Below are 17,650 nucleotides of genomic sequence, written 5' to 3'. Positions count from 1 at the left end.
GGACAGCATGGTCGGTACCGCTGTACGGGGCACTCGGGGGTGAATCAGCTCCGACGACGCCGGCGCAAGCCGTACCAGGCCACGCCCGCGGCCGTCGCCGCGCCCAACCCGATCGCGGTCACGGCGACCGCCGTGCCCGAGGGCCGGGGGATGCGGGCGCGCAGCGACACGGGGTCGGAGAAGGTCAGGACCGGCCAGCCGCGCTGGGCGGCGACCTTGCGCAGCGCGCGGTCCGGGTTGACCACCGTGGGGTGGCCGACGGCCTCCAGCAGCGGGAGGTCGGTGATCGAGTCCGAATACGCGTAGCAGCGGGTGAGGTCGTAGTCGTGCTCCTCGGCGAGCTGCTTGGCGGCGACCGCCTTGTTCTCGCCCGCGCAGTAGAAGTCGACATCGCCCGAGTAGCGGCCGTCCGTGACGACCATCCGGGTGCCCACGCTGTGCGTCGCGCCGACCATTGTGGAGATGGGTGCGACCAGTTCCTCTCCGGACGCGGAGACGACGACCACGTCGTGGCCTTCGGTCTTGTGGTCGCTGATGAGCTGCGTGGCTTCCTTGTAGACCAAGGGGTCGACGATGTCGTGCAGGGTCTCGTCCACGATCGAGCGAACCTGCTCGACGTCCCAGCCCGCGCACAGCGCGGTGATGTGCGAGCGCATCCGGTCCATCTGGTCGGCGTCGGCGCCGGCCAGCATGAAGACGAACTGCGCGTAGGCGCTTTTCAGCACCGCACGCCGGTTGATCAAACCCTCTTGGAAGAAGGGTCGGCTGAACGCCAGCGTGCTCGACTTGGCGATGACCGTCTTGTCCAGGTCGAAGAACGCGGCGACTCGGCTGCCTTCGGTGGCGTCCTCGGTCACGGCACCAGCTTAAGGGCGCGTCCGACCGGGTGGTCGGCCACCATCGTTCGCCGGTTTACGAACCTGACGTGGTGGCGGTCTACCGAATTTCTCGTGTCCCTCTAACGGAAGACACGCAAGACCCTGTCCCGTGGGGATACAGTAGACGGGTCCGGCGCGACCGGACGGGTTCAGTCCGACCCCCCGGGACTGAACCATCGACGACCCCCGTCCCTCCCCCCTGGCGGGGGTCGTCCCATGTCCGGGGTCGGTTCCAAGATCCTTTCCGCTGTACCTCCGCCCTGTTCCGGGCGTCTTCCGCGACTTCGTGCGCGCCTTCCCCTCGGCGGCTCCGATTCCGCAACCGTGCGGCTCTGGAGTTGTCCACAGGCCTCCAGTTGTCCACAGATCGAGCAACCGGCGTTGTGGCCTTGCTCACCGGTCGGGACCTTGGACCGAGCACGAACCCGTGCCGGACCGAGGAGGAGCTGTGCAGCGAGTGGTGGCCCTGGTGGCCGAGCCGGAACTGCTGGACGAGGTGTTGCAGGCCGCCGCCGTGGCGGGGTGCGAGGTGGAGCGGGTGGCCGACGTGTCCGCCCTGCGCGGGCACTGGAACACCGCCCCGGCGATCGTCCTGGACGCGGAGGGCGCGCGGGCGTGCGCCTTCGAAGCCTTGCCGAGACGGCCGGGCGTGCTCCTGGTGTCCACCGGGCCGCCTGACCCAACCGTCTGGCCGTGCGCGGTCGAGTTGGGTGTGGAGCGGGTGATCGACGTGTCCGCCGGGCCGGACGCGTTGCGCACGGCCTTGGCGGACCTGGTCGAGACACCGCGGGACGGCGGGCGGGTGCTGGCCGTGCTTGGCGGCTGCGGCGGCGCGGGCGCGTCCGTGCTGGCCGCCGCCGTGGGGCAGGCGGTGCTGCACCGGGGTGGCCGGGCGTTGTTGGTGGACTGCGACCCGTTGGGCGGCGGGCTGGACCTGGCGCTGGGTGCGGAGTCGGAGTCGGGCGTGCGCTGGCCCGACGTCGCGTTGAGCGGGGGCAGGGTGCCCGCGTCCGCGCTGCGCACGGCCTTGCCGGGCCTGACCCGCGCCGGCGGCACTTTGTCCTTCTTGTCGTGTTCCCGCAACGGTCCTGGGCCGGCGCCGCAGGCGGTGGCGGCCGTGGTCGAGGCGGGTCGTCGGTCGGGCGAGACGGTGGTCTGCGACGTTCCGCGCCAACTGCCGCCCGCCGCTCGCGCGGCTCTCGACCGCGCCGACCTGGCGGTCCTGGTCGTGCCGGCGGAGGTCCGCGCGTGCGCGGCGGCCAGGCGCGTCGCCGACCAGGTCGTGGAACGCGGGGTGACCCTGCACGCGGTGGTCCGCACGCCCGCGCCGGGCGGCATCCGTCCGGCGGAGGTGGCGGAGGCGGTGGGCGTGCCGCTGCTCGCGACCATGCGCCCCGAGCCGCGCCTGCCGACAGCCCTGGATCAGGGCCGTTTCCCGATGAGGACACGCGGGCCGCTGGCGAAGGCGGCGCGTGAGGTCTTGGCGGCCTTGGAGGCGAGTCCGTTGCGGCACAACGACGTCCGGGTCGTCTCGCACGCTGGCGGAGGTGGGTGATGAGCGACCTCGTGGAGCGGGTTCGGCAGCGGTTGGCCGATGGGCGCGCGGAGTTGTCGTCGGCGTCCGTCGCCGCCGCCGTGCGGGGCGAGGCCGGGGGTGTCGTCAGCGACGAGGACGTCCAACGGGCGTTGACGGCGCTGCGGCGCGAGTTCGTCGGCGCCGGCGTGCTGGAGCCGTTGCTGCGCGACCCCGGGACGACCGACGTGCTGGTCACGGCACCGGACCAGGTGTGGGTGGACGGGGACGGCGGGCTGCGGCGGACAGAAGTGGTGTTCACCGACGAGACAGCGGTGCGGAGGTTGGCGCAGCGGTTGGCCGTGGCGGCCGGGCGGCGGTTGGACGACGCCGTGCCGTACGTCGACGGGTGGCTGCCGGGAGCGGTGCGGCTGCACGCGGTGTTGCCGCCGATCGTGCCCTCGACGTGCCTGTCGCTGCGGGTGTTGCGGCCGGCGAGCCACGACCTGGCGGCGTTAAGCGAGCGCGGGACGTTCGACGCGGCCACGGCCGAGGTGCTGCGGGCGGTGGTGCGGGCGCGGCTGGCGTTCCTGGTGGTCGGCGGCACCGGGTCGGGCAAGACGACCCTGCTGGCGGCGTTGCTCGGGTGCGTGCCGCACGACCAGCGGATCGTGTGCGTCGAGGACGCCGGTGAGCTGGAGCCGGACCACCCGCAGTTCGTGCGGCTGCTGGCGCGCGGCGCGAACGTCGAGGGCGCGGGCCGGGTCACGGTGCGGGACCTGGTCCGGCAGGCGCTGCGCATGCGGCCGGACCGGATCGTGGTCGGCGAGGTGCGGGGTGCGGAGGTGGTGGACCTGCTCACCGCCTTCAACACCGGCCACGACGGCGGCGCGGGAACGCTGCACGCCAACTCGCCCGCCGAGGTGCCCGCGCGGCTGGAGGCGTTGGCGGCATTGGGCGGCCTGGACCGGCGGGCCGCGCACAGCCAGGTCGCGGCGGCGGTGAAGGTCGTGCTCCACATGCGGCGGGAGGCCGACGGCTCGCGGCGGCTGGCCGAGATCGGGGTGTTCGAGCGCAAGCACGACGTGCTGGAGGTCAGGCCCGCTTGGCGGCGGGGTGAGGGCTGGCACCCGGCGGGCGTCGGGCTCAGGGGATTGGTGGCCCGGTCATGACCTTTCTCTTGATCGCCTTGGCGTTGTTGACCGCACCACCTCGCACAGCCCGTCGCCGACTCCGCGCCCTGCGCGGGTCGCCGACTCGCTGGAGCACAGCGGATGTTCCGCTGCCGCGGGACATCCGGCGGTGGGTCCCGCGGCCGGTGCGGGGGCCGGTGGCTGTGGGGTTCGGGGCTGTGGGGTTCGGGGCGGTGGCCGGGTTGCTGCTCGGTGTTGGTGGCGTCATCGCCGGGGCGTTGCTCGGGCTGACCCTGTGGAAGTTGCACGTCGATCGACGGAAGGAGCGTGTGGAACGGGCGGCCCGGCAGGCGATCGCGGAAGGACTGGCGGCGTTCGTGGCCGAGTTGCGATCAGGGGTTGACCCCTCGCGGGCGGCGCTCGGTGCAGCGGAGGATGCCGAGCCTCCGGCCGCGGAGGTGTTCGCGACCGTCGCGGCCACGGCCCGGCGTGGTGGTGATGTCGAGAAAGCGTTAGCGGGCAACGAGAACGCGCACACCGGGGTCCGGCAGCTCGCTCGGGCGTGGCGGTTGTCCGGTGACCACGGGGTGCCGCTCGCCGACGTCCTGGAGGCCGTGCGCGACGACCTCCGGCGGCGGGCTCGGTTCGCGCGCCACGTGCACGCCCGGATGGCCGGTCCGCGCGCGAGTGCGGCGGTGTTGGCGGCGTTGCCGGTGCTCGGTGTCCTGTTGGGTGAGCTGACCGGCTCGCACCCGCTGGGCGTCCTGACCGGCAGCGGTGCTGGGCAGGTGCTGCTGGTGGTCGGGGTGGCGCTGGTGTGCGCCGGCCTGCGGTGGAGCGCGCACCTCACCAAGGAGGTGATGGCGTGACGTTCTTCCTGCTGGCGGTGGCACTCCTGCTGCACCCCGGCAGACCGAGCCCGATCACTCGGCTGAGACCCCGGCCCGAACGGGTCCGGGCGCCGACCCGACTACCGCCGGACCCGTTCGCGCTGCCCACCGCCTGGGACCTGTTGGCTGCGGCCCTGCGGTCGGGGCTCCCGGTGGCGACGGCGGTGGCGGCGGTGCTGCCCGGTGTCCCGCCCGAACCCGCCGGGCGTCTGCGCACCGTCGGCGACCTGCTGCGGCTGGGTGCCGACCCGGTGACGGCTTGGGCGCCGGCGCTGGACCACCCCGACACCGCGCCGCTGGCCCGTGCGGCACGGCGCAGTGCCCGCTCGGGTGCGGCGTTGGCCAGTGCCGTGGCCGACCTGGCGGCGGACCTGCGTGCGCGGGCGACGGACCAGGCCGAAGCACGGGCGCAGCGGGCCGCTGTGCTGGTGGCGGGTCCGTTGGCGCTGTGCTTCCTGCCCGCCTTCCTGTGCCTGGGTGTCGTGCCCGTGGTGCTCGGGTTGGCGGGGCAGGTGACCGCCGGTTGGTGATTGTCCACTATAGACAAAGGAGAGGGATGTGTTGAACGACAAGGGAATGACTACCGCCGAGTACGCCATCGGGACGCTCGCCGCCGCCGGACTGGCGACGGTGCTGCTGGTGGTGTTGAAGGGTGACTGGGTGATGGGTCTGTTGCAGGGGTTGCTGCAAAAGGCCTTCACGGCGGGGACGTGACGGCCGGCGATCGGGGCGCGGCGACCGTCGAGGCCGCGTTGGCGGTGTGCGGCCTGGTGGCCGTGTTGGTGCTCGGGGTGGAGGCCGTCATGGCGGTCGTCGCGCAGATCCGGTGCACCGACGCGGCGCGGGAGGCCGCCCGCCTGGTCGCGCGTGGTGAGGACGGGCGGGTCGGTGCGGTGGTGGAGGCCATCGCGCCGGCCGGGGCCGTGCTCGTGGTGCGGAAGGAGGGGGACACGGCGTCGGTGGAGGTGTCGGCGGCCGGGCGGTTGATCGACGTGCGGGCCAGTGCTTTCGCCGTCGTCGAGCCGGGCGCTGGGTGAGGGTGACCGCGAGGGAGAGGTGAAGGCGTGTGCGGGGTGACCGAGGGGATGGAGGCGTGTGCGGGGTGACCGAGGGGGTGGAGGGGTGTGCGGGGTGATCGGGGGGGGTGAAGGGGTGTGCGGGGTGATCGCGGGAGCGTGACGGTGTTGGGGGTGGCGGTGATCGCGGTGGTGTTGGTGGCTGTCGCGGTCGGGATCGAGGTGGGGCGGGCGGTGGTGGTCCGGCACCGGGTGGCGGCTGCGGCCGATCTCGCGGCGGTCGGGGCGGCCTCGTACGCGCTCGACGGGGAGTGGGTGGCGTGCGGGAAGGCGGCGCTCGTCTCCGAGCGGATGGGGGTCGAACTGGTCGAGTGCGAGGTGGTCGGGCTGGAGGCGCGGGTCGTCGTGCGCGGTCCGGTGCTGGCCTTCGGTGCGCCCAGCGCGCGGGCCCGCGCTGGTCCGGGTGAACCGGCACCACCGTTCGACGCGACGAACGGTCGTCCTCCGGCGGTGAGCGGACTCACACACCGCGCCATTGCGGATTGGCGGGCGGCCACCGGGGACCTCGGCGTTCTGTCGGTCGGTGGGTCGCACGGCGTTCGCCGTTCCGTACCTACCAGTTGTCGACCGGGGGTTACCAGAAGTGCCTGCCATGACGTTAGTTCAAGTGGCGGCACCGACGCGGTGTCGAAAAACACCCGACACTGTGTCGTGGTCCGAGGAGGCGAACGGAAGATGGAGTGGTCGGATAGCTGGCGCGGGGCCTTCCGCATCGAGCTGCGCGCGGAGGCGGTCAACCTCGCGTGGCACGGGTGGCCCGTGTTGCCGGGCACCTATCCGGCGGGTGCGCAGTGGGCCGGTCGCGAGGGCGTCGAGCAGGACGGCCCCGTCCCGGTGCACCGCGACTGGGAGGAGCGCATCGGCACCAAGGCCGAGCAGGTGGCCACGTGGTGGGCCGGTCGCTCCTACAGCATCCTGCTGGCCACCGGGCACGGCGTGGACGCCATCGAGGTCGGAGCCGACCTCGGCCGGCGGGCCGCCGTGGCGCTGCGGGCCACCGGGATCCCGGTGCCCATCGTCGCCACCCCCTCGGGCCGCTGGATGTTCCTGGTCACCACCGGCCAGGCGCTGCGCGCCGACTGGGTCGCCGAGCACGACGTCCACCACTACGGCAGGGGCGAGTACGTGCCGCTGCCGCCGACCCCCTTCCAGCACGGTGTCGTGCACTGGCGGGTCAAGCCGCAGATCTGCGCCTGGCAGCTCCCGCAGCCGGGTGTGGTGCAGGACGCGCTGACCGAGGCCGTCCACGCGCCCGCCGACTACGGCCTGCTCACCGCCGACCGGGCCTGACGGGCCGCGGCCGATCGCCGGGCCGCTTCGCGGACGCGACCGATCGCCAGCCGCTTCGCGCGGGCGAGGCCGATCGGTCGGCCTCCGACGGGTGGAAGCCGATCGGTTCGGCCGGCGGGCCGGTGCCCGGCGACCTCGGAGGTCGGGCAGCGGCTCGGTTCGAAAGTGGCGGGTGTGGGGCTGGTGCCACAGTCCCGGACCCGCCCGCCGGCCCGGCGGTCGAGGCTTCCCCGTCCCTTCGAGTCCTATCCCTTCGAGCCGGCCGTGCTGGGCGTCGTGGATTTCGCCCCGACGATCCCGAGCACGACGTCCAGCACGGCCAACCCGCCCGCCTTGTCCAGCGGATCGTTGCCGTTCCCGCACTTCGGCGACTGCACGCAGGACGGGCATCCGGCCGGGCACGTGCAAGCAGCGATGGCCTCCCTCGTAGCGGCCAACCACGGGACCACCGCGGCGTAGCCGCGGTCGGCGAATCCGGCACCACCCGGATGACCGTCGTGCACGAACACCGTCGCCTCCCCGGTGTCCTGGTGCAGCGCGGTCGACACGCCGCCGATGTCCCAGCGGTCGCACGTTGCGAACAGGGGTAGCAGGCCGATCGCCGCGTGCTCGGCGGCGTGTAGTGCGCCGGGGACGCGCGCCGGTTCCAGACCGGCGCCCCCCGGCGCACTACCCAACAGGTCCGCGTCGACCGTGTACCAGACCGCCCGGGTCAGCAGCGTCTGCGTGGGCAGGTCCAGCGGTACCGCGTCGATCACCTGGCCGGACGGCAGTTTCCGCAGGTAGCCGACCACCTGCGAAGTCACCTCGACCTCGCCCAACGCGACGGTGACACCGTCGAAGACGCGCGACTCCAAGGTCCGCACCACGGTGATGTCCTTGGTGTCCCGAGCGGTGGTCGACCACTCCGGCTTCTCCGCGTGCACCAAGGCGATGCCGCTCTCCAGGTCCAAGCGGTCCACCACGTACGACTCGCCCTGGTGCAGGTACACCGCGCCGTCGTGCACGGTCCAGCACGCCGAGCCCGGGTCGACGGTGCCGAGCATCCGGCCCGAGTCGCCCTCCACCACCACGACCTGCTCGCCGCCCGACCCCCGGATGTCCACCTCGCCGTGCGGCCGGTCGTGGGACGTCCAGTACCACCCGTTCGGCCTACGCCGGAGCACCTTCCGGGCGACCATGTCGTCCAGCACCGCCACCGCCGCCTCACCGCCGAACGGGCCGAGCGAGTCCGGGGTCAACGGCAGTTCCGCCGCCGCGCACGCCAGGTGCGGCTCCAGCACGTACGGGTTGGACGGGTCCAGCACGGTCGCCTCGACGGGCCGGTCCAGCACGGCCGCCGGGTTGTGCACGAGGTAGGTGTCCAGCGGGTCGTCGCGCGCCACGAACACCACCAGCGCGTCGGTGTCCCCGGTCCGCCCGGCCCGTCCCGCCTGCTGCCAGAACGACGCCAAGGTGCCGGGGAAGCCCGCGACCACCACGGCATCCAAGCCGACGATGTCCACGCCCAGCTCCAACGCGTTGGTGGACGCCACCCCCAGCAGCTCACCGGACGACAACGCGCGCTCCAACGCCCGCCGCTCCTCCGGCAGGTAACCCCCGCGGTAGGCCGCCACCCGCGCCGACAGCTCCGGGTCGACCTCCGCCAACTGCCGCCGTGCCCCGATCGCGGTCAACTCCGCCCCGATCCGGGACCGCACGAACGCCAGCGACCGCGCGCCCTCGACCACCAGGTCCGCCAGGATCCGGGCCGTCTCCGCACCCGCCGACCGCCGCACCGGAGCACCGTTCTCGCCGGTCAACTCCTCCAGCAGCGGCGGTTCCCATAGCGCGACCGTCCGCGCGGACCGGGGCGAGCCGTCCTCCGTCACCGCCGCGCACGGCACCCCGGCCAGGCGGGATGCCGAAGTCGCCGGGTCCGCCACCGTCGCCGACGCCAGCACGAACACCGGGTCGGCCCCGTACCGCTGCGCCACCCGCCGCAGCCGGCGCAGCAGCAGCGCCACGTGCGAACCGAAAACTCCCCGGTACGAGTGACATTCATCCACCACGACGAAGGAAAGCCGGCGGAAGAACCGGATCCACCGCGAGTGGTTCGGCAACACACCCCGGTGCAGCATGTCGGGGTTGGTGAACACCCAATTGGCGTGCGCCCGAACCCAGTCGCGTTCCGCCATCGGCGTGTCCCCGTCGAACGACGCGGCCCGCACCCCGGGCACTCCCAGCGCCTCCACCGACCGGAGTTGGTCCGCGCCCAAAGCCTTCGTGGGGGACAGGTACAGAGCTGTTGCCTTCGGATCGCTGTGAACAGCCGACAACACCGGCAATTGGTACGCCAACGACTTCCCCGAAGCGGTGCCGGTCGCCAGCACGACGTGCTTGCCGTCCCACGCCAGCGACGCCGCTTCGGCCTGGTGCCGCCACGGTTCCGCGACCCCTCGGTCCACCAGCGCCTTTACCACATCCGGCGCGGCCCACGACGGCCAGTCGACGGTGTCGGCGGGCCGTCGTGGCAGGTCGGCGGTGTGCGTGAGGGGCGATTCCCCGACCGGAACTCCGGCGAGGACCCGATCGAGCAGTCGTCGTGCCTGGTTCGCCACAAGGCGCAGCTTCGCACACCCCACCGACATCACGGTTGCTTCCTGCGTGGATAACGGTGTGTGCACGGATCGGGACGCGGTGTCAGAAGCTTGCGCGCTATGAATAGACTCCGCCGCTATCGCATCCAATGAGGGATGCGTCACGTTGTGACGGGGCCGACACCTGCTTGGCCCGGTCGCGGCGCGGTGCTTCCCGCCGTTGGGCTTGGAACACTCACCAGGAGGACGGATGTCCCGGCAATTCCTCGCGGAGGGCCTCGAGCTCTCCGGAGGTGACCAGGGCCTAGTCGCCGTGGTCGCCGTGGTCGCCCTGGCTGCCCTAGCCGTTGGTTACTTGCTTCTTCGGGAGGTGCTGGCCGCCGGCCAGGGCACCGCGAAGATGCAGGACATCGCCAAGGCGGTTCAAGAGGGCGCAGCGGCTTACCTCAACCGGCAGTTCCGCACGCTCGGCATCTTCGTCGTGATCGTGTTCGCGCTGCTGTTCCTGCTCCCCGCTGAGGACACCGGGGAACGCATCGGCAGGTCGCTGTTCTTCATCGTGGGCGCGGCGTTCTCCGCCGTGATCGGCTACCTCGGCATGTGGCTGTCCACCCGCGCGAACGTGCGCGTGGCCGCGGCGGCGAAGGAGACGGGTGGCCGCGAGAAGGCCATGCGCATCGCCTTCCGCACCGGCGGCGTGGTCGGCATGTTCACCGTCGGCCTCGGCCTGTTCGGCGCGGCGCTGGTGGTGCTGGTCTACACCGGTCAGGCCCCGAAGGTGCTGGAGGGCTTCGGGTTCGGCGCGGCGCTGCTCGCGATGTTCATGCGGGTCGGCGGCGGCATCTTCACCAAGGCGGCGGACGTCGGCGCGGACCTCGTCGGCAAGGTGGAGCAGAACATCCCCGAGGACGACCCGCGCAACGCGGCGACCATCGCGGACAACGTCGGCGACAACGTGGGCGACTGCGCCGGTATGGCGGCCGACCTGTTCGAGTCCTACGCGGTCACCCTGGTCGCGTCGCTGATCCTGGGCACCGCCGCGTTCGGCGCGCAGGGCCTGCTGTTCCCGCTGATCGTCCCGGCGATCGGCGTGCTCACGGCGGTCATCGGCGTCTACATCACCAGCGCCCGCGCCGGTGAGAACGGCCTCACGGCGATCAACCGCTCGTTCTACATCTCGGCGGTCATCTCGGCCGTCCTGTGCACGGTGGCGGCGTTCGTCTACCTGCCCAGCTCGTTCGGCGAGCTGGACGGCGTGTCCGACGCGATCAAGTCCACCTCGGGCAACCCGGCGCTGATCGCGGCCATCGCGGTGATCATCGGCATCGTGCTGGCGGGCGTCATCCTGTGGCTGACCGGCTACTTCACCGGCACCGAGCACAAGCCGGTCAAGGACGTCGGCAAGACCTCGCTGACCGGCGCGGCCACCGTGATCCTGTCCGGCATCTCGGTCGGCTTCGAGTCGGCGGTCTACACGGCGCTGGTCATCGGCGGCGCGGTGTACGGCGCGTTCCTGCTGTCCGGTTCGGTGGTCGTGGCGCTGTTCGCGGTGGCCCTGGCCGGCTGCGGCCTGCTGACCACGGTCGGCGTCATCGTCGCGATGGACACCTTCGGCCCGGTCTCGGACAACGCGCAGGGCATCGCCGAGATGTCCGGCGACGTGGACGGCGAGGGCGCGCAGATCCTCACCGAGCTGGACGCGGTGGGCAACACCACCAAGGCCATCACCAAGGGCATCGCGATCGCCACCGCCGTGCTGGCGGCGACCGCGCTGTTCGGCTCCTACCGGGACGCCATCGAGCAGGCCCTGGCGGAGGTCAAGGTCGGCCTGGAGGGCCTGCCGGTGTCCTTCTCCAACCTGGTGTTCTCGCCGAACGTGCTGGTCGGCGTCACCATCGGCGCGGCCGTGGTGTTCATGTTCTCCGGTCTCGCGGTCAACGCGGTGACGCGGGCGGCGGGCGCGATCGTGTTCGAGGTGCGTCGCCAGTTCCGCGAGAACCCGGGCATCATGGACGGCTCGGTCAAGCCGGAGTACGGCAAGGTCGTCGACATCTGCACCAAGGACTCGCTGCGCGAGCTGGCCACGCCGGGTCTGCTGGCGGTCATGGCCCCGATCGCGGTCGGGTTCGGCCTCGGCGTCGGCCCGCTGGCGGGTTACCTGGCGGGCGCGATCGCGACCGGCACCCTGATGGCGATCTTCCTGGCCAACTCCGGTGGCGCCTGGGACAACGCGAAGAAGCTGGTCGAGGACGGTCACCACGGCGGCAAGGGCTCCGACGCCCACGCGGCCACCGTCATCGGCGACACCGTCGGCGACCCGTTCAAGGACACCGCCGGTCCGGCCATCAACCCGCTGATCAAGGTGATGAACCTGGTGTCGGTGCTGATCGCGCCGGCCATCGTCACCTTCTCGGTGGGCGAGTCGGCGTCGGCGGGGGTCCGGTACTCCATCGCCATCGTGGCCGCCGTGGTCATCGTGGCGGCGGTCGTGGTGTCGAAGCGGCGCGGCACGGCCATCGCCGAGTCGCCCGCGGAGGCCAAGGTCTCCAACGGCGCGGCCTGACGGTTTCGACCCGGAGCGGGCGTCCCCACGCGGGGGCGCCCGCTTCGGCGTGTGGAGGTGTGGTTGCGTGGGCACACTGGACAGGCCCGTGTTGGGAAGGAAGTGGACGTGATGAGGTTCCGCCTGGTCGTGGTGACCGCTGCCGCGCTGGTGGCGGCGGGGTGCTCGTCGGACGGCGGCTCGCCCGAGTCCACGTCGACGTCCTCGCCCTCCGCGGACGCCGTCGCCTGGATGGACAAGGTGTGCTCCGCCTCCGCGTCGTTCGTCTCGGTGGAGAAGACGCCGCCCAAGCTCGACGCCAACGACCCGGCCAAGCTCAAGGCCGACATGAGCGCCTACATGGGGCAGCTCGCGGACGCGTTCAACAAGACGGCGTCGCAGTTGAAGGAGGTCGGGCCGTCGCCGGTCGCGGGTGGTGACGAGCAGGTGGCCAAGATGGCCGAGACGTTCGGCGGCATCGGCAAGTCGTTCAGCGACGCCAAGGCGGCGGTGGACGCCGCGGACGCCAACGACCCCGTGGGCGGCCTCCAGGCGGCCGGTGACGCCATCGCGCGCCTGGACCAGTTCGTGGAGCCCTTGAAGGCGCTGGAGGCCACGCCGGAGCTGCGTGAGGCCGCGGAACAGGCCACGTCGTGCCAGAGCCTGCGCACCCTGCGGCCCTCCGACGTCCCCGCGCCGACATCGTGAGGGAGTAGGTTGCGGCCCGTCACATCGCCGACTTCGGGGGGAACCCTCGTGAAGAAGACCATCGCCGTGGCCGGTGCGCTAGCGGCGGTCCTGGTGACCGGCGCGTGCTCCGGCTCGGGTTCGAGCGGTTCCTCCTCGGCCCCGACGACCACGACCACCACCAGCGCCGCCGCCACGGCGGACCCGGTGAAGTGGGCCGGCACGTTCTGCGCGGGCATCACGCCGACCGCCGAGGCCATCGTCGAGCTGCTGAAGACCGTGCTCAGCGGCCAGTCCGACCCGGCCGCGCAGAAGGCCGCGCTGATGGCCTACGCCGAGAAGGGCGGCAAGGCGCTGTCCGACGCGGCGAAGGAGCTGGAGGACCTGGGCGCGCCGACGGAGAAGACGAAGGCCGCGCACGACGAGGTGGTGAAGTCGTTCACCGACGCGGGCGACAAGCTCCAGGCGGCGGCCGTCGAGCTGGCCAAGCTCGACCCGAACGACCCCGAGTTCGCGACCAAGCTCGAGCAGCTGGGCGGGGACGAGGCGGACCCGAGCAAGCTCCAGGCGCAGGTCGACAAGCTGCGGAACGACCCGGAGCTGAGCCAGGCGTTCCAGAAGGCGCCGGAGTGCGTGGAAATGGCCGAGAAGCTCAAGGGCCTGGGCGGCTGACCGCGAGGCGCTGATCGAACACAGCGAGGCCGCGTCGGCTTGTCACGCAGCCTTTCCCGCCGATCAGCTTTTCCGATCGGCGGGAAAGGCTGCGTGACAAGCCGACTTTCAGGCGGCCTCGCCGCCGCGACGGAGTCGCGGCAATCCAACACAGCTTCCACCTAAAGATCGCCCGGTCGAGGCTAGTCCGTCATCGAACGTGTGTTCTAGGCTGCGCGGTCGTGGGGCAACTGTCCTTCTTCTCGGCCGAGGCGCGGCAGCCCTGTGTCGCGGACCTGGCCGGCCTGCTCTGCGGGCCGGGCCGGGCCGTGGGCTTCGCGCGGGGTCGGGCCGCGCGGATCGCCGTGCCGCTGGACGAGCGGTGGCGGGGGTCCGCGCTGGTCGCGGCGCTGGCCGAGCGGGGGGTGCAGGCCCGGGTGGAGCTGGTGCCGCCCGAGGAGCCCGAACCCGTCGACGTGACGGAAGAGACTGAACCGGTCGAGGTGGAGCCGCCGCCGGACGTGTGGGAGGTCGCCACGCCGTTCCGGACAGACCTCACCGGGTTGGCCGCGCTGTGGGGCGAGGGCGACGCCAAACTCGTGCCCCCGGATTTCACCCTCCACGGTGGGGTACTCCGGATGTGGGCGCTCGCGTCGGGCCGTTGGGCCGAGTCCGGGTACGTGCTCGGGCTGGACCCGCACGCCCCCGACACGCACGAACCGCTGCAAAAGGCGTTGGCGTCCTCGGGGCTGCCGACCACACTGCTCAAGTCCGGCGGCCCGGCGCTGCGGGTCGTGGGCAGGCGGCGGTTGGAGCGCCTCGCGGAGCTGGTCGGGCGGGCCCCGCGCGGGGTCGGCGAACGGACGTGGCCCGCCGCGTAGCGGTCCTCCTGCCGGGCGATCGGGCACAGTTGTGTCACCCTGTCCCGACCGGGGCTGCCCCGGCGGCGACACAGGACAGTGCACACTGGCGGGTCGGGACACAGTGTTCGGAGAGAGCGGGACGGCGTGGCTGGATCGACACGGGCGAGGAAGACCAACGGGGACTCGGCAGGCGGCAATCGGCGGTTGGTGATCGTCGAGTCGCCCGCCAAGGCGCGCAAGATCGCGTCGTACCTCGGCAACGGCTTCGTCGTGGAGTCATCCAAGGGACACATCCGCGACCTGCCCCGCGGCGCGGCCGACGTGCCCGCGAAGTACAAGGGCCAGCCGTGGGCGCGCCTGGGTGTGGACGTCGACCACGACTTCGAGCCCCTCTACGTGGTGACGCCGGACAAGAAGTCGACCGTCGCGGAGCTGAAGGAGCTGCTCAAGGACGTCGACGAGCTCTACCTCGCGACAGACGGTGACCGCGAGGGCGAGGCCATCGCGTGGCACCTGCTGGACACCCTGAAGCCGAAGGTCCCGGTCCGGCGGATGGTGTTCCACGAGATCACCGAGCCCGCGATCCGCGCCGCCGCCGCCAACCCCCGCGACCTGGACCAGGACCTGGTCGACGCCCAGGAGACCCGCCGCATCCTGGACCGCCTCTACGGCTACGAGGTCAGCCCCGTGCTGTGGAAGAAGGTCATGCCGAAGCTCTCGGCGGGCCGCGTGCAGTCCGTGGCGACCCGGATCGTGGTCGAGCGCGAGCGCGAGCGGATGAAGTTCGTCACCGCCTCGTACTGGGACGTCTCGGCGGTCATGGACGCCGGCGCGGACGCTACCCCGCGCACGTTCGGCGCCCGCATGGTCGCCGTGGACGGGGTCCGCCTCGCCGCCGGCCGCGACTTCGGCCCGGACGGCCGCCTCAAGGACGGCGCCGAGGTCCGTGTGCTGGACGAGGCGCACGCCCGCGCGATCGCGAACGGCCTGGTCAACGCGGCGATGAAGGTCGCCTCCGTCGAGGAGAAGCCGTACACGCGCAAGCCGTACGCGCCGTTCATGACCTCCACGCTCCAGCAGGAAGCGGGCCGCAAGCTGCGCTTCTCCGCCGACCGCACCATGCGCACGGCGCAGAAGCTGTACGAGAACGGCTACATCACCTACATGCGCACCGACAGCACCACGCTGTCGGAGACGGCCATCGCCGCCGCCCGCGCGCAGGCCACCGAGCTGTACGGCAGCCAGTACGTCTCCAAGGAGCCGCGCCAGTACAACCGGAAGGTCAAGAACGCCCAGGAGGCGCACGAGGCCATCCGCCCGGCCGGCGAGGTGTTCCGCACCCCCGGCCAGGTGGCCCGCGAGCTGGACTCCGACGAGTTCAAGCTCTACGAGCTGATCTGGCAGCGCACTATCGCCTCCCAGATGGCCGACGCGCGCGGCAACACCACCAGCATCCGGATCACCGGCCGCACGACCGGTGGTGAAGAGGTCACCTTCGCCGCGTCCGGCCGCACCATCACCTTCGCGGGCTTCCTGAAGGCCTACGTCGAGACGGTGGACGCCGAGGCCGGTGGCGAGTCCGACGACGCCGAGTCGCGGCTGCCGCAGCTGGTCAAGGACCAGCCGCTGACCGCGGTCGAGCTGTCCGCCGACGGCCACTCCACGTCACCCCCGCCGCGGTTCACCGAAGCCAGCCTGATCAAGACGATGGAAGAGCTGGGCATCGGGCGGCCGTCCACGTACGCCTCGATCATCAGCACCGTCCAGGACCGCGGCTACGTGTGGAAGAAGGGCTCCGCCCTGGTCCCGTCGTGGGTGGCGTTCGCCGTGGTCGGGCTGCTGGAGCGGCACTTCGGCCGGCTAGTGGACTACGACTTCACCGCCGCGCTGGAGGACGAGCTGGACGGCATCGCCGCCGGCCGCCAGGAGCGCACGACGTGGCTGTCCGGGTTCTACTTCGGCGGCAACGTCGGCCCCGAGTCGTCGGTGGGCCGGTCCGGCGGCCTGAAGAAGCTGGTCGGGTCGAGCGTCGAGGAGATCGACGCGCGCGAGGTCAACTCGATCCCGCTGTTCGTCGACCACGACGGCAACACGGTCGTGGTGCGCGTCGGCCGGTACGGGCCGTACCTGGAGCGCGAGGTCGACGGGGCGTCGCAGCGCGCGAACCTGCCGGACGACCTGCCGCCGGACGAGCTGAACCGGGAGGTCGCGGAGAAGCTGTTCGCGACCCCGCAGGAGGGTCGTTCGCTGGGTGTCGACCCGGTGAGCGGGCACGAGATCGTGGCCAAGGAGGGCCGCTTCGGGCCGTACGTGACCGAGGTGCTGCCCGAGGCGCCGGACGCCAAGAAGGCGCCCAAGCCGCGGACCGGGTCGTTGTTCAAGTCCATGTCGCTGGACACGGTGACCCTGGACGACGCCCTGAAGCTGCTGTCGCTGCCGCGCGTGGTGGGCAAGGACCCGGAGACCGGCGCCGAGATCACCGCGCAGAACGGCCGGTACGGGCCGTACCTGAAGAAGGGCACCGACTCGCGGTCGCTGACCACCGAGGACCAGCTGTTCACGGTGACCCTCGACGAGGCGCTGAAGATCTACGCCGAGCCGAAGAAGCGGGGCCGGGCCGCCGCCGCGCCGCCGTTGAAGGAGCTGGGCGCGGACCCGGTGTCCGGCAAGCCGATGGTGGTCAAGGAGGGCCGGTTCGGGCCTTACGTGACCGACGGTGAGACCAACGCGTCGCTGCGCAAGTCCGACAGCGTCGAGGGGCTGACCGACGAGCGGGCGGCCGAGCTGCTGGCGGAGAAGCGCGCCAAGGGGCCGGTGACGAAGAAGAAGCCAGCCGCCAAGAGCGCCGCGAAGACGACCACCCGGAAGAAGACGCCGGCCAAGTCGAAGAGCTAGCGGGATGATGCGGCGGTGGACGACTTCGGCCCGGACGACTTCGGCCGGGACGGCACCCAGGCCCCACCGCCGCCCCGCTTCTTCCCGGACCCGCTCGCGGGCCTGGTGACCGGTGCGGACCGGGTGTTCCCGGACGCGCTGAGCGGCTCGGCGGCCCTCGAACCCGCGCCGGCCCCGCCTGCTCCCGCTGCCGCGGAGTCGGTCGGATCGGGGGAGGGGGCGGCCTCCGGCCCCCGTCTCCATGATCCCACGGGGTACCGACAATCCGGGGTGCCGAGTGATCGTGTGCGGCGTGCCCCGGCAGCCCGCCGTGCGCCCACCCGGCCTGTTCAGCAGGGGTGGAACGCGCCACACGCACCGGCGCCCTCGCCCTACGCGTACCCGACGGCCCAGGCGCCGGTCCCGAACGCGCCCACCCAGTACGTCCCGCCGCACGCGCCCCTGGCGTCTCGCGCCGTTCCGCACGCGCCGCTGCCCTCTCGCGCTGCTCCGCACCAGCCGCGACCAGTGCAAACGCCGCAGAAGACCGGTGTGGGCTGGGTGGGGTGCCTGGTCCTGCTCGCGGTGCTCAGCGGACTGCTCTTCCCCGTCGCGCGTGCCATCATCGAGATGGTGGTGAGGTTCTTCTCCTGACCACCTCCACCACCCGAATG

The 17,650-nt window shown here is 72.0% G+C and carries 15 protein-coding genes and 1 pseudogene; 14 read left to right on the top strand and 2 right to left on the bottom strand.

Annotated elements, in window-relative coordinates:
• Positions 1-44: 44 nt before the first annotated feature.
• Positions 45-857, bottom strand: a complete 813-nt coding sequence (locus WBN91_RS04605) for an HAD-IB family hydrolase (protein WP_337722667.1) — start codon at positions 855-857, stop codon at positions 45-47.
• Positions 858-1,326: 469 nt separating this feature from the next.
• Between WBN91_RS04605 and ssd the strand changes: the two genes are divergently transcribed.
• The 8 genes and pseudogenes from ssd to WBN91_RS04570 all read left to right on the top strand — a co-directional run bounded on the left by ssd (position 1,327) and on the right by WBN91_RS04570 (position 6,780).
• Positions 1,327-2,433, top strand: a complete 1,107-nt coding sequence (gene ssd / locus WBN91_RS04600) for a septum site-determining protein Ssd (protein WP_337722666.1) — start codon at positions 1,327-1,329, stop codon at positions 2,431-2,433.
• On the top strand, positions 2,430-3,563 hold the full coding sequence (locus WBN91_RS04595; protein WP_337722665.1) for a TadA family conjugal transfer-associated ATPase: 1,134 nt from the start codon (positions 2,430-2,432) through the stop codon (positions 3,561-3,563). The genes ssd and WBN91_RS04595 overlap by 4 nt, the downstream gene beginning before the upstream one ends.
• Positions 3,560-4,393 carry a type II secretion system F family protein gene (locus tag WBN91_RS04590; protein ID WP_337722664.1) on the top strand — a complete coding sequence of 278 codons (834 nt, stop codon included), beginning with the start codon at positions 3,560-3,562 and terminating at the stop codon, positions 4,391-4,393. The genes WBN91_RS04595 and WBN91_RS04590 overlap by 4 nt, the downstream gene beginning before the upstream one ends.
• Positions 4,390-4,944, top strand: a complete 555-nt coding sequence (locus WBN91_RS04585) for a type II secretion system F family protein (protein WP_337722663.1) — start codon at positions 4,390-4,392, stop codon at positions 4,942-4,944. The genes WBN91_RS04590 and WBN91_RS04585 overlap by 4 nt, the downstream gene beginning before the upstream one ends.
• A 31-nt stretch (positions 4,945-4,975) precedes the next feature.
• Complete coding sequence (locus tag WBN91_RS04580) at positions 4,976-5,128, top strand: DUF4244 domain-containing protein (RefSeq protein ID WP_443217660.1); 153 nt, start codon at positions 4,976-4,978, stop codon at positions 5,126-5,128.
• Positions 5,125-5,451 (top strand): TadE family type IV pilus minor pilin, encoded by a 327-nt coding sequence (locus WBN91_RS04575; RefSeq protein WP_337722662.1) that lies wholly within the window; start codon positions 5,125-5,127, stop codon positions 5,449-5,451. Before WBN91_RS04580 ends, WBN91_RS04575 begins: the two co-directional genes overlap by 4 nt.
• A 117-nt stretch (positions 5,452-5,568) precedes the next feature.
• Positions 5,569-5,880: pseudogene (locus WBN91_RS39110) on the top strand (Rv3654c family TadE-like protein); the annotation flags it as partial.
• A 285-nt stretch (positions 5,881-6,165) separates the two neighbouring features.
• The gene (locus tag WBN91_RS04570; RefSeq protein ID WP_337722661.1) at positions 6,166-6,780 is read left to right on the top strand and encodes a bifunctional DNA primase/polymerase; all 615 of its coding nucleotides are present in this window, start codon (positions 6,166-6,168) and stop codon (positions 6,778-6,780) included.
• A gap of 245 nt (positions 6,781-7,025) precedes the next feature.
• On the opposite strand, the gene WBN91_RS04565 is transcribed toward WBN91_RS04570, so the two are convergent.
• The gene (locus WBN91_RS04565; protein ID WP_337729363.1) at positions 7,026-9,410 is read right to left on the bottom strand and encodes a DEAD/DEAH box helicase; all 2,385 of its coding nucleotides are present in this window, start codon (positions 9,408-9,410) and stop codon (positions 7,026-7,028) included.
• 199 nt (positions 9,411-9,609) lie between these two features.
• Here WBN91_RS04565 and WBN91_RS04560 point away from each other — a divergent pair, with 199 nt between their 5' ends.
• The 6 genes from WBN91_RS04560 (at position 9,610) to WBN91_RS04535 (ending at position 17,630) form a co-directional block, all read left to right on the top strand.
• Positions 9,610-11,922: a sodium-translocating pyrophosphatase gene (locus tag WBN91_RS04560; protein ID WP_337722660.1), complete on the top strand. Its 2,313-nt coding sequence runs from the start codon at positions 9,610-9,612 to the stop codon at positions 11,920-11,922.
• 111 nt (positions 11,923-12,033) lie between these two features.
• Positions 12,034-12,609: a hypothetical protein gene (locus tag WBN91_RS04555; protein ID WP_337722792.1), complete on the top strand. Its 576-nt coding sequence runs from the start codon at positions 12,034-12,036 to the stop codon at positions 12,607-12,609.
• 48 nt (positions 12,610-12,657) lie between these two features.
• Complete coding sequence (locus tag WBN91_RS04550) at positions 12,658-13,260, top strand: hypothetical protein (RefSeq protein WP_337722659.1); 603 nt, start codon at positions 12,658-12,660, stop codon at positions 13,258-13,260.
• 221 nt (positions 13,261-13,481) lie between these two features.
• Entirely contained in the window at positions 13,482-14,120 is a 639-nt protein-coding gene (locus WBN91_RS04545; protein ID WP_337728493.1) for a hypothetical protein, read from the top strand.
• A gap of 126 nt (positions 14,121-14,246) precedes the next feature.
• Entirely contained in the window at positions 14,247-16,997 is a 2,751-nt protein-coding gene (topA, locus tag WBN91_RS04540) for a type I DNA topoisomerase (protein ID WP_337728492.1), read from the top strand.
• Between the two features lie 15 nt (positions 16,998-17,012).
• Positions 17,013-17,630 (top strand): hypothetical protein, encoded by a 618-nt coding sequence (locus tag WBN91_RS04535; protein ID WP_337728491.1) that lies wholly within the window; start codon positions 17,013-17,015, stop codon positions 17,628-17,630.
• The last annotated feature ends 20 nt before the right edge of the window (positions 17,631-17,650 follow it).

The organism is Saccharothrix sp. CCNWYY140, from assembly GCF_037401995.1.
Taxonomy (GTDB): Bacteria; Actinomycetota; Actinomycetes; order Mycobacteriales; family Pseudonocardiaceae; genus Actinosynnema.
Note: the sequence above shows the minus strand (reverse complement) of the source record. Positions and strands in the feature narration are given on the sequence as shown.